We start from the raw sequence: 14,032 nt of genomic DNA, 5'->3' as shown, positions 1-14,032 counted from the left end.
TCCGTCTGTCCGTCTGTCCGTGGTCATGGATCGGGTGCGGAGCGGGTCGGGGCTCGGGGATCGGGGATCGGGCCGAGGAGTCACGGATCAGGAGGGCAGGCCAGGGGCCGGAGGCCCGGCACGTCGTCGGGATCGTCCCACAACAGAACCAACTGGTCTGCCCCTGGCGGCGGTTGTGGGGGGCGCGCATGTCCGCCCGGGGGCACTCCGGCGGCCGCCCGGCGCACCTCCCGTACGCGCGCGGGCAGGTCGAGCACGTCGAGCGCCCCGGGGTCGGGGCGGCCATCGGGCCCGGCGGGCGCGAGCAGGTCGAGGAGGGCGGGCTCCGGTGTGCCGCCGCCGCGCCGCCACACCGCAACCGGAACGCCCCCTTCGAGTACGGCCTCCAGCAGCCCTTCGTGCGGGGCGGTGGTGGTGTGCGCCACGACGCAGGCGGGGGCGGGGCCCGCCGCCAGCTCCAACCCGAGGGTGTCCGTGGTCTCGGCGTCCCACACCACCCGGACGGCTTCGGGGTGCCGGCCGCCCCGGATGCACAGCCACCGCCATTTGGTGTGCCACTCGGCCCGGGTGTCGGCCCGTTCCTCCGGACAGCGCACCACGACCTGGTAGAGCAGGCCGAGGGCCCTGCGGCGCCCGGCCGGGCCGCGCGGCACCGGCCACTGGTCGAAGTCGGTGTCCAACAGCTCGTACGGGACGTGGAACTCGATCCGGTCCACCGCCGTGTACGGCACCCCCGGCGCGGGGCCGCCCGACCCTGCCCCGCCGGTCGGCGCGAGCTGCCGCAGCAGTTCCTCCCGTACGGCCTCCAGCGTGAGCGGCGCGCCCTGCGACTCCCACACCTGCCGGGTCCCGTCGCCGCGCAGCCACATCCGGACCAGGAACCCGTCCTCGCCGCCCGGCGGCACGTCCAGCCGGACGTCCAGGGCGGTCCGGGGCGCCGGGCCGGGGGGCGGCGGCAGCACGGGCAGGGCCAGCCGCGCACGGGTTTCGCGTACCCATTCCAGCAGCCGGGCCGCCCACACCGCGTCGGTCGCCGCGGCCCGGTCGGCGAGGAACCGTACGAAGGGCACCGCCGGTGGCATGCCGGTGCTCCCGGTGCTGCCGCCCTGGCGTTCGTCCAGGTCCTGGACCACGTCGAGCAGGGTGTCGCCGGGCAGTCCGGCGGCCATCGGGGTCGTGCAGCCGACCGCCTTGAAGGCCCACGCGTACGCCTCGTGCGCGTGGCGCGGCAGGGCGCGGCCCGCGAAGAGGACGCCGAGCCCGTCCCAGGCCGTCTGGTCGAGCCGGCCGGCGCGGGGCGGGGCGTGCCGGGGCCGGTCTGCGCCGGGCAGGTCCTCGTCGAGGAAGGAGCAGGCGTCCCAGTCCCGGTCGACGAGGAACTGCGGCAGCTGCCAGCCCTCGCCGCGGTCGCGCTGCTCCCGGAAGGCGCGGTGGATGGTGCGGGCGGAGGCGGCGAGTCCGGTGACTCCCTCCCGTACGGAACGTTCTCCGAGCTCCGTGAGCAGGGCCTCGGTGAAGCGGCCCGCGCCGCGTTCGGCGTCGTTCTGCGCGGCTTCGCCCTCGCGGGATGCGTAGAGCCGGAACTGGCGCCGTCCGGGCACCGAACTGCCGCCGCCGTAGTCGTTGTTGCCGAAGTTCCAGCGGGTGTCGCGGGGCGCGTCGACCCGGCAGGCGTCGACGAGCGCTGCCTGGAGTGGGAACCTGCGGCGCCCCACGAGGTCGGTGCGCCACCAGCGCAGCGCCGAGTCGAGGTTGAGGTGGCGGATCTGGCCGGGGTGGGCGTCGGCGCAGGGGAGCATCAGCTCGTCGCGGGGGCCGAGGTAGCCGTGTCCGGCCCAGAAGATCCAGAGCAGGTCGCCGTCGCACTGCGGGAGTTCGTCGAGCAGCGCCGATTTCACGTTGGCCTCGGTGGCGGGCCGGTGCGCCGTGCGCAGGGCGGCCATGGCCGGGGAGTCCGACCAGTCGAGGCTGTCCGGCCCGTCGATCGGGGACAGCAGCAGGCGGACGTTGCCGGGCGGCACCTGCGCGGGCCCGGTCAGCCAGCGTGCGAAGCGCAGGGCGTCGCGGGCGGGGCCGCGCAGGTTCCAGCGGGGGCTGACGGCGTACCGCTCGACCCCGGCGACCAGCGCGAAGGTCCGCCCGGGGCCGAGGGCCGGCGGCAGGAAGCCGGGGTCCGGGGCCGGATCCCGGTTCGGGTCCAGGGCCGTGTCCGGGACCGGGTCCGGGGCCGTGCCGGGGCCGGCCGCGTCGGTGGTCACCCGATCCCCGCCTCGGTCACCGCCTGCCCGATCCGCTCGTAGAGGGTGTTCTGCTTCCAGTACGCGCTGTGGCAGGCGGGGAAGGGCTGCCGGCTGCCCACCTCGTGGTCGCTGATCCGCGGGTCGCCGGGGAAGACGGGGCCCGCGAGGTAGGCGAGCACGTCCTGGCGGTCGTACACGTTGAGCCAGCGCGGGAAGCCGTACGGGAGCTTCTCCCCGGGCTCCAGCGCGGTGAGCGCGCCGAGTTCGTACAGGAAGGGGGCCTGGGAGCCCACGGTGACGAGGAGTTCCACGCCGGGTACGGGCTCGCCTCGGGCGGCGGCGAGGGCGAGGAGGTCGACGAGGGCGATCCCGCCGAGGCTGTGGCCGATGAGTACGGTCGGCCCCGGCCGGGAGGTGATCTCGGTGTGCAGGAAGTCGCGCAGGGCGTGGCCGCGGGCCTGGTAGCGCAGGATGTCTCCGAGTGCGGGGGTGGCGCCGACGGTGAGGGAGCCGCGCCAGGCGTTGAGCAGGGGCTGAGTGGTGACGCGCAGCGCGAGCCGGCCCAGGACGGCGGCCGCGCGGGCGCCCGGTACCCGGGCGTCGCCGCCGAGTCGGGTGGTGAGCAGTTCGACGAGGCGGTCGCGTTCGGCGCCGGTGCAGTCGGCTTCGGCCCCGGCGGAGGCGAGCGCGGCGGCGGTCACGGCCCGCGCGAGGACACCGGCCAGCTCCGCCGCCTGCGCGGCGTCGGCGGCGCGCTCCCCGGCCCGTGCGGCTTCGGCGGAGCGGGCGGTGGATTCCAGCGCGGCGGGAAGGTACGACCCGAGCCCGGTCCCGCGCAGCAGGGCGACGAACTCTCCCGCCGCACCCCCTGCGCGCGGCGCGTCGGGCGCGTGGGTCGCCCCGGCTCCATGGGCTCCGTGGGTCGCGCCGGCTCCATGGGCCCCACCGGCCGCATGGACTCCATGGGCTCCACCGGCCGCATCGGGTGCGTGGGCCGTGGCCGTGGCCGTGGGGAGTTCGCTCGGCATGGCCGCCAGCAGGCTCAGCACTCGGGCTCCCTCGGACCGTACGCCGGGCATGGCGAAGCCGTCGTCCTCGGATCCGCCCTCCCACCCGGCCTCGGCCAGCACCCGCACCTCGCACAGCGGGTCGGCGATCAGCAGCGCCCAGGAGGCCGTTTCGGCGTCGGTGCCCTCCTCGTCCGGCCCCGGCCCCGGCCGTAGGCCCGGCACCGAGCGGCCGCCCGCGCCGAGGTCCGCCCCGAAACGGTCACCCCAGTAGCAGGAGTCGACGTCCGCCCCGGGAAAACGCCCGGCGAGCCGCTCCCGCACCAGCCCGAAGAGCGAATCGTGCCGCTCCCGCCGCACCCCCGTACCGTGGACAAAGAGAAACCGCATCGCACCCGCCCCCTCGCACAGTCACTCGCCCCCGCCCGGCACGATAGCGCCGAGCCGCCAACCGGCGTCAGGGATGTGCGAGTTCGGAATGGAGACGGCGGGCCCGGCCGACGGGCCCGACTGTGAGCATGAACACGTCCCGGCCCCGGAACCCGCCGCGACTCCCGGCCCATCTGACGAGAGGTCGTACATGTCTGTGGGGTGGGAGCACCGGATGGTCAGCAGGGTTGAGGCGCGGGTCGTACGGGGCTCGTTGCTCCTCGTCGTCCTGTGCGCGCTGGTCCTCGCGGGCGGCTGGTACGCATGGGAGCTGCGCGCCATCGCGGCCCACGTCGAGGACGGGGATCCGGAGCGGGGCGTGTACCAACAGGACCCGGAGCGGGCGGACCGGACGGCCTCCGAGGTGCTCGACGGGATCGTCCGGGAGGCCGCCGAGCCGCCGACGGACGACAAGGCCTTCGGGGACGGCGGGACCGTGAACTGGAGGTCCGCCGGATGGCGGCCCTCGGAGCCCCTGGAGGCCCGTCCGGCCGCGGCCGAACCCGCGATCGGCGCGTTGTTCTCCCCCGGCCAGGACCCCGACCCCGACCACCACTGCTCGGCCGCGGTGGTCCACTCTCCCCACGGCGACCTGATCGTCACCGCCGCCCACTGCGTGTACACCCGCGGCTTCCGCACCAACCTGGCCTTCGCCCCCGGCTACCGCGACGGCGTGGCCCCGTACGGCATCTGGGTGCCGACGCGCATCGACGTGGACCCCCGCTGGATCGAGGACCAGGACCCGGACCACGACGTCGCCTTCATCCGGCTGCGCCGCCCCGGCTATCCGGGGCAGCGACTGGAGGACGTCACCGGGGCCGAAACCATCGCCTTCCGTCCCCAACTCCCGGCCCCCGCGCGGGTCGTGGGCTATCCGAACAACTCCGAGGAGCCGCTGGACTGCCGCAACACGGCGGTGGCGGCCGGCCCGACGCAGCTGCGGCTGGACTGCGCGGACGTCCCGAACGGCACCAGCGGCGGCCCGATCCTGACCGACGGCAGCACCCTGATCGGGGTGATCGGCGGGCGGGACGGAGGCGGCGACGCGGAGACCTCGTACAGCAGCTACTTCGGCGACGGGGTCCGGTCCCTGTACGAGCGCGCCACCAAGCCCTAACCCCCGGACCCGGACCCCGGCGGGGCGTGGTGCGGTGGGTAGGCGGCGGCCGTCGGGGAGGTCGGCAGGCGCCACTTGGACAGGACGCGGACCACCGTGCCCGGGCTGAGCAGGGTGGTCGGCGGGGCCGAGAGGGAGAGCACTCCGAAGAAGCGGTCGGCGATGGCCTGGTCGGAGTTGGCGCCGACCATCACCCGCGACATGTAGCCCTGCAGGACCTTCGTGGCCCGGTCCGGAGGCGGGCCCTCGGTGCCCGGGTAGCGCATGTCCTCGCTGGTGGCGATCTGCCAGGCCGTTTCCGCCTCGGCCACCGCGCTGCGCTGGATGCGGCGGGCGGCCGCCGGGATGTCCTGGGGGGCCATGGGGGCGATCTCCCTGCGCAGGGCGTCCGCCACGAGCGCCGCGACCGTCATCCCGTGCCCGTAGACCGGATTGAACCGGCAGGCCGCGTCGCCGAGTACGACGAATCCGGCCGGCCAGCGGTCCAGCCGCTCGTAGTGGCGCCATTCGTTCGCGGTGGAGCGGAACGCGGTCGCCGGGGACAGCGGCTTCGCCTCGCGCAGGGCGTCGTGGAGCGCAGGGCTGCGCAGGCTGCGGGCGAAGTCGAGGAACTCCTCGTCCTTGGTGGGCGGGGCGTGCTCGCCGTTGCCGATGAGGGTCGCCAGCCACCGGTCCTCGCCGTCCTGCGGGATGAGGACGGCCCCTCGCGGGAGGTCGGGGCGGCCCTGGACGTAGAGGCCCTGCCAGCGCCGTTCCGGGTCGGGCGGGATCTCGAAGTACCGGCTGGAGTAGCCGAGATGGGAGTCGTAGCGGGTGGTCTCCGGTGTCGGGAAGCCGAGCGCGGCCAGCCAGGCGGGGGCTCTGGAGGTGCGCCCGGTCGCGTCGACCACGAACCGCGCGGCCAGCGGGTCGCCGTCGCGGAACTCCACGCCGGTCACCGAGCGTCCGTCCGGTGCGCCGACGAGCCCGGTGGCCTGGCTGCCCGCGCGCAGCCGGATCCGCTCGTTCCGCAGCACCTCGCGACGTAAGCTCCAGTCGAGCAACTCCCTGCTGGCCAGCAGGATTTCCGAGCCGTCGACCTCGTGGAACCAGTCGGCGGGGCTCAGCCAGAGGAAGTCCCTCGGGCTGTTGAGCAGGGCGGCCCCGTGGGCCCGCAGCTTCTCCGTGATCCCGGGCAGCAGTTCCTCGATCAGCCGTACGCCCCGCGACCACAGCACGTGCACGTGCCGGGACTGCGGGATGCCCGGCCGGAAGGACGGGGCGACCTCGGCCAGTTCGTCCTTCTCGACCAGGGTCACCCGTGCGAACCGGTCCGCGAGGACCCGCGCCGCCAGCAACCCGGCGATGCCCGCCCCGAGGACCACCGCGTGGTCGTGGGCTTCTGGGTGGTTGTCCATGTCGTCGTCGCTCATGTCGCAGAGTCTCCCGGGGAGTGCGGCGGCCAGGTCAGGGGCGGTCCGGGGCGCCTGGTAGCGCCCCGGGGGCGGACGGGCTCACGGCGGGGCGCCCGCGTGCGCGGACCACCCGGAGGGTCAGCGCGGCAGGGACGCGTACGAGACGCCCGTGAGCTTCTCGGAGGTGGTCCAGAGCGCTTCGCCGGACTTGTCGTCGAGGGTCCACTTCGCCCGCCAGGACCGGACGGGCGCCCCGCGCCAGCCGAAGCGCGGCCCGATGAAGTCGTCGGAGCGCACCCCGGGCGCGGTGGCCGCGTAGAGGGTGGGCAGTGCCCCGGAGGCGGTGGGCTGCGCGAGGACCGCGTTGCCGACGGCCGTCATCCGCGAGAGGAGGGTGGGGCCCTCCAGCTTCGCGGCGCCGGAGTGCAGGTTGCTGGAGGCGTAGCCGGGGTGGGAGGCGGCGGCGGTGATCGTGGAACCCGCGGCGGTGAAGCGCCGGGCCAGTTCGTGGGTGAAGAGCAGGTTGGCGGTCTTGGAGCGGCCGTAGGCGGCCCAGCGGCGGTAGCCGTGTTCGTCGCTCAGCTCGTCGAGGTCGATGTCGGAGAGCGCGTGGAAGCCGCTGGAGACGTTGACGATGCGGGCGCCGGGCGGCGCGGCCCGCAGCTTCGGCAGCAGCAGTCCGGTCAGGGCGAAGTGGCCGAGGTGGTTGACGCCGAACTGCGTCTCGAAGCCGTCGGTGGTGCGCCCGAACGGCAGGGCCATCACTCCGGCGTTGTTGACCAGCAGGTCGAGCGCCCCGTGGCGTTTCCCGAAGGCCGTGGCGAACTCCCGGACCGACGCCAGCTCCGCAAGGTCGAGTTCGGCGAACTCCACCTCGGCCGCGGGGACTTCCGTGCGCAGCCTGACCACCGCGGCTCGACCCCGCGCCGCGCTGCGGCAGGCCAGCACCACGGTGGCGCCGCGCCGGGCGAGCTCGCGGGCGGTGACGTAGCCGATCCCGCTGTTGGCCCCCGTGACGACGGCGGTGCGGCCGCGCTGGTCGGGGATGTCCGTGGCGTTCCAGCCGGGGACTCCCTCACGTCCCTCGGGAAAGATGGGTTACCGAGGGTAGCCCGCAGGGACCCCGGTCCGGGAGCCAGGGCAGGTTCCTCCCCGGAATCCGCAGGCCAGTAGGCTGCGGTTCCGCAGTCATGCGGAACCGGCTGTCCGTTCTCCCGTTCGCCATCCGGTCCGTCCTCCCGTCCGTCCTCCCGTCCGCCCGTCCCCTCCCCGTCCCCGAGGTACCGCGCAGTGAGCTCCGCACCGCCCCCCATACCCGTGACGGTCGTCGGCCTCGGCGCCGACGGCTGGGCCGGGCTCACCGCCCCCGCGCGGTCCGCGCTCTCCCACGCCGAGGTGCTGATCGGGGGGCCGCGCCAGCTCGACCTGCTGCCGGCCGCCGAGTGCGCCGGGCAGCGGGTGGCCTGGCCGAGCCCGCTGCGGCCCGCCGTGCCGAGGCTGATGGCCGAGCACGCCGGCCGCCGGATCGCGGTGCTGGCCAGCGGGGACCCGATGTTCTACGGGATCGGCCGCGCGCTGTCCGAGGAACTCGGGCCGCGGGGCCTCCTCGTCCACCCGCACCCCTCCTCCGTCTCCTACGCCTGCGCGCGCCTGGGCTGGCCGGTGGAGGACACCGAGGTCGTCACGGTGGTGGGCCGCCCGGTGGCCCGCCTCGCGGCCGCCCTGTACGAGGGGCGCCGGGTGCTGGTGCTCAGCGCCGGAGCGGCGACCCCGAACGAGATCGCCGCTCTGCTTCGAGAGCGGGGCTTCGGCCCGAGCCGGATGCGGGTGCTGGAGCAGCTCGGATCGGAGCGCGAGGACTCGTACGAGGGCCGTGCGGACGGCTGGGACCACGCGCCCGGCGACCCCCTCAACGTGGTCGCCGTCGACTGCCGGCGCGACCCCGCCCACCCCGCCCCGCGCCTCGGAGCGACCCCCGGCCTGCCGGACGCCGCCTACGAGCACGACGGCCAGCTGACCAAGCGCCACGTCCGCGCGGCGACCCTGTGCGCGCTGGCCCCGGCCCCCGGCGAGCTGCTGTGGGACATCGGCGGCGGCTCCGGCTCCATCGGCATCGAGTGGATGCGGACGCACCCGTCCTGCCGGGCGGTGGCGGTGGAGCGGGTGGCGGAGCGGGCCGCGCGGATCACCCGTAACGCGGCGGCGATGGGCGTACCCGGGCTGCGCGTGGTCGTCGGCGCGGCCCCGGACGCGCTTTCCGGCCTCCCCGCCCCCGACGCGGTGTTCATCGGCGGCGGGCTGACCGCGCCGGGGCTCCTCGACGCGGCCTGGGCGGCACTCGCCCCCGGCGGCCGGCTCGTCGTCAACACCGTCACCCTGGAATCGGAGGCGGTCCTCACCGAGCGCTATCGCCGTCACGGCGGCGAACTCGTGAAGCTCGCCGTCGCGCACGCCGTGCCGGTGGGCGGTTTCACGGGCTGGCGGCAGGCAATGCCCGTGACCCAGTGGTCAGTCACCAAGGAAAAGGACCAGGACCAGACATGACCGTGTACTTCATCGGTGCCGGCCCCGGCGCCGCCGACCTGATCACGGTGCGCGGCGCGCGGACCCTGGCCGCCGCCCCCGTCTGCCTGTACGCGGGCAGCCTCGTCCCGCGCGAACTGCTCGCCGAGTGCCCGCCGGACGCCCGGCTGGTCGACACCTCGCGGCTGAACCTGGACGAGATCATCGCCGAGTGCGTACGGGCCCACGAGGCGGGCCAGGACGTAGCGCGGCTGCACTCCGGCGACCCGTCCATCTTCAGCGCGGTCGCGGAGCAGATGCGGCGGCTCGACGCGGCTGGCATCCCCTACGAGGTCGTCCCGGGCGTGCCGGCCTTCGCGGCGGCCGCGGCGGCGCTGAAGCGGGAGCTGACCGTCCCCACCGTCGGCCAGACCGTGATCCTGACCCGGATCGCGCAGCAGGCCACCCCGATGCCGCCGGGCGAGGACCTGGCGACGCTGGGCCGCAGCGGCGCCCTGCTGGTCCTGCACCTCGCCACCCGCTACGTGGACCGGGTCGTCGACGAACTGCTGCCGCACTACGGGGCCGAATGCCCCGTGGCGGTGGTGGCGATGGCCAGCCGCCCCGACGAGCTGATCCTGCGCGGCACCCTGGCCGACATCGCCGGCCGGGTGAAGGAGCACGGGCTGGTCCGCACCGCCGTCATCGTGGTGGGCCGCACGCTGGGCGCGGAGCAGTTCCGCGACAGCCACCTGTACTCCCCCGAGCGCGACCGGCATGTCTGCTGAATCCGCCGGGACCGCTCGGCCCGCCGGGCTCCCCGGGGCCGACCCCGCGCACCACGTCCTGATCCTCGGCGGCACGACGGAAGCCCGCCGCCTGGCCGGCGCCCTGGCCGGCGCGGGAGGGGGCACGGTCCCGGAGGCCGGTGCGGGGCGGGGCCCGGCACCAGACGCGCGGCTCGGCGTCGGCCCTGCCCGCGAACCCTCGGGCGCGCCGGAGGCGGCTGCCCGGTTCCGGGTGACCACCTCGCTCGCGGGCCGGGTCGCCGACCCCGTGCTGCCGCCGGGCGAGACGCGCATCGGCGGCTTCGGCGGCCCCGCCGGGCTGGCCGCATGGATCACCGCCCACCGGGTCACCCACCTCGTGGACGCCACCCACCCCTTCGCGGAGCGGATGAGCTTCAACGCGGCGCAGGCGGCGGCCCTTTCGGGCATCCCGCTGCTGGCGCTGCGCCGCCCCGGCTGGACCCCGGAGCCCGGCGACGCGTGGACCTTCGCGGACTCGCTCGCCGAGGCGGCCGAACTGCTGCCCTCCCTGGGCGGCCGCGTCTTCCTCACCACCGGCCGGATGGGGCTGCACACCTTCGCGCACCTCACCGACACGTGGTTCCTGGTGCGTTCGGTGGACCCGCCGGACGCACCGGTGCCGCCGAGGCTGGAAGTCGTACTGGCCCGGGGCCCGTTCACCCTGGACGACGAGCGGGAGCTGCTGGCCCGCCACCGGATCGACGTACTGGTGACGAAGGACAGCGGCGGCTCGGCCACCGCCCCCAAACTGACCGCGGCCAGGGAGGCGGGCGTCCCGGTCCTCGTCGTACGCCGGCCCGCGGTCCCGCAGGGCGTGGCGGAGACGGGTTCGGTGGCCGAGGCCCTGAACTGGCTGCGACAGCGGGCGTGAACGCGTCGGGCCCGGGGTGGAATAAGTACCCCGGGACCGACGCCTGTCACTTTACCCCGGTCACGGGTACCGGCGCGGGGTCCACGTGATCCGCGAGCCGTCGGCCCGCTCGGTGATCCGCGTCTGCGAAGAGCCGATCAGCAGGATCGTCCTCATGTCGACCTCGGACGGCTCCAGTTCGGCGAGCGTGACGATCCGCACCGACTGCTCCGGCCCGCCCACGTCACGTGCGACGACCACCGGGGTCTCGGGCGCGCGCAGCTCCAGCAGCAGTTCGCGGGCCTGCGCCACCTGCCAGGTCCGGCTGCGCGAACCGGGGTTGTACAGGGCGAGCACCAGGTCCGCGGCGGCCGCGGCGCGCAGCCTCTCCGCGATGACCTCCCACGGCTTGAGCCGGTCCGACAGCGACACGGTCGCGTAGTCGTGGCCGAGGGGGGCGCCGGCCGCGGCGGCCGCCGCGTTGGCCGCCGTCACGCCCGGCAGGACGCGCACGGGCACGTCCTTGTAGCCGTCCTGCCCGGCGACCTCCAGGACCGCCGTGGCCATGGCGAAGACCCCCGGGTCACCGCCGGACACCACGGCCACCCGCTTGCCGCGCCGGGCGAGGTCGAGCGCGAACTCGGCGCGCTCCGACTCCACCTTGTTGTCCGAACCGTGCCTGACCTGGCCCGGCTTGACGGGCACCCGGTCCAGGTAGGTCGTGTACCCGACGAGCACCTCGGCGTCGGCGAGCGCCCGCCGGGTCTGCGGGGTCAGCCACAGCGGTCCGGCCGGGCCGGTGCCGACGACCACGACCTCGCCGGGCCCGGACGGCACGCTGCCGGGGTTGCCGATGCGGCTGGGCACCACGGCGACGGCGAAGTACGGCACGCTCTGCGCGTCCGTCTCGGCCAGCATCCCGGTCCGCTCGCCCTCCATGGTGGCGCGTTCGACGTAGCGCGCCTCGGCGAGCCGGCCGCTGTTCTCCATCGCGCCGCGCACGGCGGGGAAGGTCCGACCGAGCTTCATCACCACGGCCGAGTCGGTGGCGGCGAGGCGGGCGGTCAGCTCCTCCTCGGGCAGGGTGCCGGGAAGGATCGTCAGCACCTCCTCGCCCTCCACGAGCGGGGTGCCGAGCCGGGCGGCGGCGGCGCTCACCGAGGTGACGCCGGGGATCACCTCGGTCTCGTAGCGGTCCGCGAGCCGCTTGTGCATGTGCATGTACGAGCTGTAGAAGAGCGGGTCGCCCTCGGCGAGCACGGCGACGGTCCGGCCGGCGTCCAGGTGCGCGGCCAGCCGGGCGGCGGCGGCCTCGTAGAACTCCTCCATCGCGCCCTGGTAGCCGCCGGGGTGGTCGGTGGTCTCGGTGGTGACCGGGTAGACCAGCGGCTCCTCGATGTGGTCCTCGCGCAGGTGCTTCGCGGCGATCGAGCGGGCGATGGACCGCCCGTGGCGCGCGCTGTGGTAGGCGACGACGTCCGCCTCGCCGATCACCTCGACCGCCCGCAGGGTCATCAGGTTCGGATCGCCGGGCCCGAGCCCGACGCCGTACAGCCGACCCGTGCCGGCCCGGTCCTGCTCGCTCATTCGGCCACGCTCGCAATGGCGTTGAGGGCTGCCGCGGCGATGGCGCTGCCGCCGCGCCGCCCACGCACGATCAGGTGGTCGAGCCCGGAGGGGTGCGCGGCGAGGGCGTCCTTGGACTCGGCGGCGCCGATGAAGCCGACGGGCACACCGATGACGGCGGCCGGACGCGGGGCGCCCTCCTCCATCATCTCCAGCAGCCGGAACAGCGCGGTGGGCGCGTTGCCGACGGCGATCACGGAGCCCTCCAACAGGCCCCGGTCGCGCCAGACTTCGAGGGCGGCGGCGCTGCGGGTGGTGCCCATCTTCGCGGCGAGCTCCGGCACGGCCGGGTCGGAGAGGGTGCAGATCACGTCGTTGTCGGCGGGCAGCCGCTTGCGGGTGACCCCGCTGGCGACCATCTGCACGTCGCACAGGATCGGCGCGCCGGCCTCCAGGGCGGCGCGGGCCCGCAGCACCACCTCGGGGGTGTACCCCAGGTCGCGGGGCAGGTCGGTCATTCCGCAGGCGTGAATCATGCGCACCGCGACCTGGGCGACCGAGGCGGGCAGCCCGGAGAGGTCCGCCTCGGCGCGGATCGTGGCAAAGGACTGGCGGTAGATCGCGGCGCCGTCCTTCTCGTACTCGAACACGGTGTACTCGCTCATTTCTTCACTGCGGCTTCGGACTCTGAGGGGTTCGCGTTGCGCGCGGCCGAAAGGGCGGCCGCCAAGTCTGCGGGCGCACGGGACACTTCCCGTCCGTGCACGGACAACCGGTATCCGTCCCCCGTCGCGAGGGCGTCCACCCACTGCGTACCGCGCGGATGCCCGCACCTGCGCTCGCATCCGGACCAGTGCACGGGCAGCGGGCCGCGCGTGCCGTCCACGAGAGCGCGCGCGTCTGCACGCACGTCGGCGAGGGACTTCGCGCAACCGGGCCGGCCCGTACAGGCCGTGACGGACCGCCAGGGGCTGTCGGGGTCGGTGACGAGCCCGGGGTCGACGGCCGGGGCGCCGGCGATGACGACGATGCTGCGCCAGGGCGTCACCCGCAACTCTCCCGGCAGCGTCCGCCATTGGGCGGTGGTGAGCCGGCCGAGCGGGACCAGTACGCAGAGCGCGTCCGCGTGCGCCCCGGGCTCCGGCGGCGGCGCGTAAGGCCTGGGCGCGTCGGGCACGTACCGTGCGGGGATCCCGAGGCCGGCCAGCAGTCGACCGAACCGGCCCGCATCCAGGGCGTGTTCATCGGGCAGCTCCGCCACTCGCCAGGCTCGGGTCCCGGCGTCCGCGACGGCGTCGAGGAAGTGGTGGGCGGCCAGCAGCGCGGCCCGGGGCGCGTCCTGCGCCCGGACCTCGACGGCGTCCCGGGCCGCGCCGAGGCGCAGCAGCGTACGGCCGTCCGCGTCGGGGCCGAGCAGGGTGACGTCGGGGTCGAGCGCGGCGACGTCGCCGCGGCCGTCGTCGACGGCGAACAGGAACCGCCCGGACAGGGCGGTGACCCGGGCGTCGGCGCAGAGCAGGGCGTCGAGCGCCCGTGCCGGACCGGGGTCGGCGAGCGGGGTGGCGACGATGTTGCGCACGCGCTCGTGGGCCGGGGCCGGCAGCAGCCCGGCCGCGTCGAGCAACTCGGCGAGCCCGCCTCCGCACCCGTCGGCGAGGCCGCGCAGCTGTACGTTCCCCCGCGAGGTGAGTTCCAGGTGCCCGTCCCCGAACCGGTCGGCGGCGAGCGCCAGAGCGGCGGCCTGCGGAGCGGTCAGCAGCCCGCCGGGGATCCGCACCCGCGCGAGGAACCCGTCGTCCGCGGCGTGCAGCCGCAGCGCGCCGGGGCAGGCGTCACCGCGGTCCCGTATGACGGGTTCGTCCCGCGATGCGGCGACAGGGGGCTGGGGCATGGCGGCGAGCATACCCACGTTTCCGCTCCCCCGACCTGTGTCCGTCGCCACCCTGAGCACCCACACCGTCACGTTCCCGCCCTGCCGGGCCATTCCAGCCTCACCCCGCCAATCCAGCCCGCCCCGCCAATCCAGCCCCGCCCCGCCAATCCAGCCCACCCCGCCAATCCAGCCCCGCCCCGCCAATCCAGCCCGCCCCGCCAATCCAGCCCCGCCGGCGTTTGAGG

The 14,032-nt window shown here is 75.3% G+C and carries 11 protein-coding genes; 4 read left to right on the top strand and 7 right to left on the bottom strand.

Annotation, left to right across the window (positions count from 1 at the left end):
* Nucleotides 1-80: 80 nt before the first annotated feature.
* Both ACIQ5Y_RS21055 and ACIQ5Y_RS21050 read right to left on the bottom strand, forming a co-directional pair.
* On the bottom strand, nt 81-2,258 hold the full coding sequence (locus tag ACIQ5Y_RS21055; protein WP_403882323.1) for a hypothetical protein: 2,178 nt from the start codon (nt 2,256-2,258) through the stop codon (nt 81-83).
* Nucleotides 2,255-3,637 carry a hypothetical protein gene (locus tag ACIQ5Y_RS21050; RefSeq protein WP_403882321.1) on the bottom strand — a complete coding sequence of 461 codons (1,383 nt, stop codon included), beginning with the start codon at nt 3,635-3,637 and terminating at the stop codon, nt 2,255-2,257. The genes ACIQ5Y_RS21055 and ACIQ5Y_RS21050 overlap by 4 nt, the downstream gene beginning before the upstream one ends.
* Nucleotides 3,638-3,851: 214 nt before the next feature.
* Between ACIQ5Y_RS21050 and ACIQ5Y_RS21045 the strand changes: the two genes are divergently transcribed.
* Nucleotides 3,852-4,793, top strand: a complete 942-nt coding sequence (locus ACIQ5Y_RS21045) for a trypsin-like serine peptidase (RefSeq protein ID WP_403882318.1) — start codon at nt 3,852-3,854, stop codon at nt 4,791-4,793.
* Here ACIQ5Y_RS21045 and ACIQ5Y_RS21040 read toward each other — a convergent pair.
* Both ACIQ5Y_RS21040 and ACIQ5Y_RS21035 read right to left on the bottom strand, forming a co-directional pair.
* Nucleotides 4,790-6,205: an FAD-dependent oxidoreductase gene (locus ACIQ5Y_RS21040; protein WP_403882316.1), complete on the bottom strand. Its 1,416-nt coding sequence runs from the start codon at nt 6,203-6,205 to the stop codon at nt 4,790-4,792. The genes ACIQ5Y_RS21045 and ACIQ5Y_RS21040 overlap by 4 nt on opposite strands.
* Nucleotides 6,206-6,325: 120 nt before the next feature.
* A complete protein-coding gene (locus ACIQ5Y_RS21035) occupies nt 6,326-7,282 on the bottom strand; it encodes an oxidoreductase (protein ID WP_403882659.1) in 957 nt (318 codons plus the stop codon).
* A 195-nt stretch (nt 7,283-7,477) separates the two neighbouring features.
* Here ACIQ5Y_RS21035 and cbiE point away from each other — a divergent pair, with 195 nt between their 5' ends.
* From cbiE to ACIQ5Y_RS21020, 3 genes are read left to right on the top strand one after another with little or no spacing between them, the layout of a single operon-like run.
* A complete protein-coding gene (cbiE, locus tag ACIQ5Y_RS21030) occupies nt 7,478-8,731 on the top strand; it encodes a precorrin-6y C5,15-methyltransferase (decarboxylating) subunit CbiE (protein WP_403882313.1) in 1,254 nt (417 codons plus the stop codon).
* Nucleotides 8,728-9,477 carry a precorrin-4 C(11)-methyltransferase gene (gene cobM, locus ACIQ5Y_RS21025; protein ID WP_403882310.1) on the top strand — a complete coding sequence of 250 codons (750 nt, stop codon included), beginning with the start codon at nt 8,728-8,730 and terminating at the stop codon, nt 9,475-9,477. The genes cbiE and cobM overlap by 4 nt, the downstream gene beginning before the upstream one ends.
* Nucleotides 9,467-10,369 (top strand): cobalt-precorrin-6A reductase, encoded by a 903-nt coding sequence (locus ACIQ5Y_RS21020; RefSeq protein WP_403882307.1) that lies wholly within the window; start codon nt 9,467-9,469, stop codon nt 10,367-10,369. Before cobM ends, ACIQ5Y_RS21020 begins: the two co-directional genes overlap by 11 nt.
* 60 nt (nt 10,370-10,429) lie before the next feature.
* On the opposite strand, the gene ACIQ5Y_RS21015 is transcribed toward ACIQ5Y_RS21020, so the two are convergent.
* Genes ACIQ5Y_RS21015 through ACIQ5Y_RS21005 form a run of 3 tightly spaced genes read right to left on the bottom strand, consistent with a single transcriptional unit; the run spans nt 10,430 to nt 13,817 of the window.
* Complete coding sequence (locus ACIQ5Y_RS21015; protein WP_403882304.1) at nt 10,430-11,935, bottom strand: precorrin-2 C(20)-methyltransferase; 1,506 nt, start codon at nt 11,933-11,935, stop codon at nt 10,430-10,432.
* A complete protein-coding gene (locus ACIQ5Y_RS21010) occupies nt 11,932-12,579 on the bottom strand; it encodes a precorrin-8X methylmutase (RefSeq protein WP_384752824.1) in 648 nt (215 codons plus the stop codon). Before ACIQ5Y_RS21010 ends, ACIQ5Y_RS21015 begins: the two co-directional genes overlap by 4 nt.
* Complete coding sequence (locus ACIQ5Y_RS21005) at nt 12,576-13,817, bottom strand: cobalamin biosynthesis protein CobG (protein ID WP_403882656.1); 1,242 nt, start codon at nt 13,815-13,817, stop codon at nt 12,576-12,578. The genes ACIQ5Y_RS21010 and ACIQ5Y_RS21005 overlap by 4 nt, the downstream gene beginning before the upstream one ends.
* Between the last annotated feature and the right edge of the window lie 215 nt (nt 13,818-14,032).

It is taken from the genome of Streptomyces sp. NPDC096339, from assembly GCF_044762985.1.
In the GTDB taxonomy this organism is placed as follows: domain Bacteria; phylum Actinomycetota; class Actinomycetes; order Streptomycetales; family Streptomycetaceae; genus Streptomyces.
The sequence above is the reverse complement of the archived record's forward strand: the minus strand, read 5'-3'. Positions and strand labels throughout refer to the sequence as shown.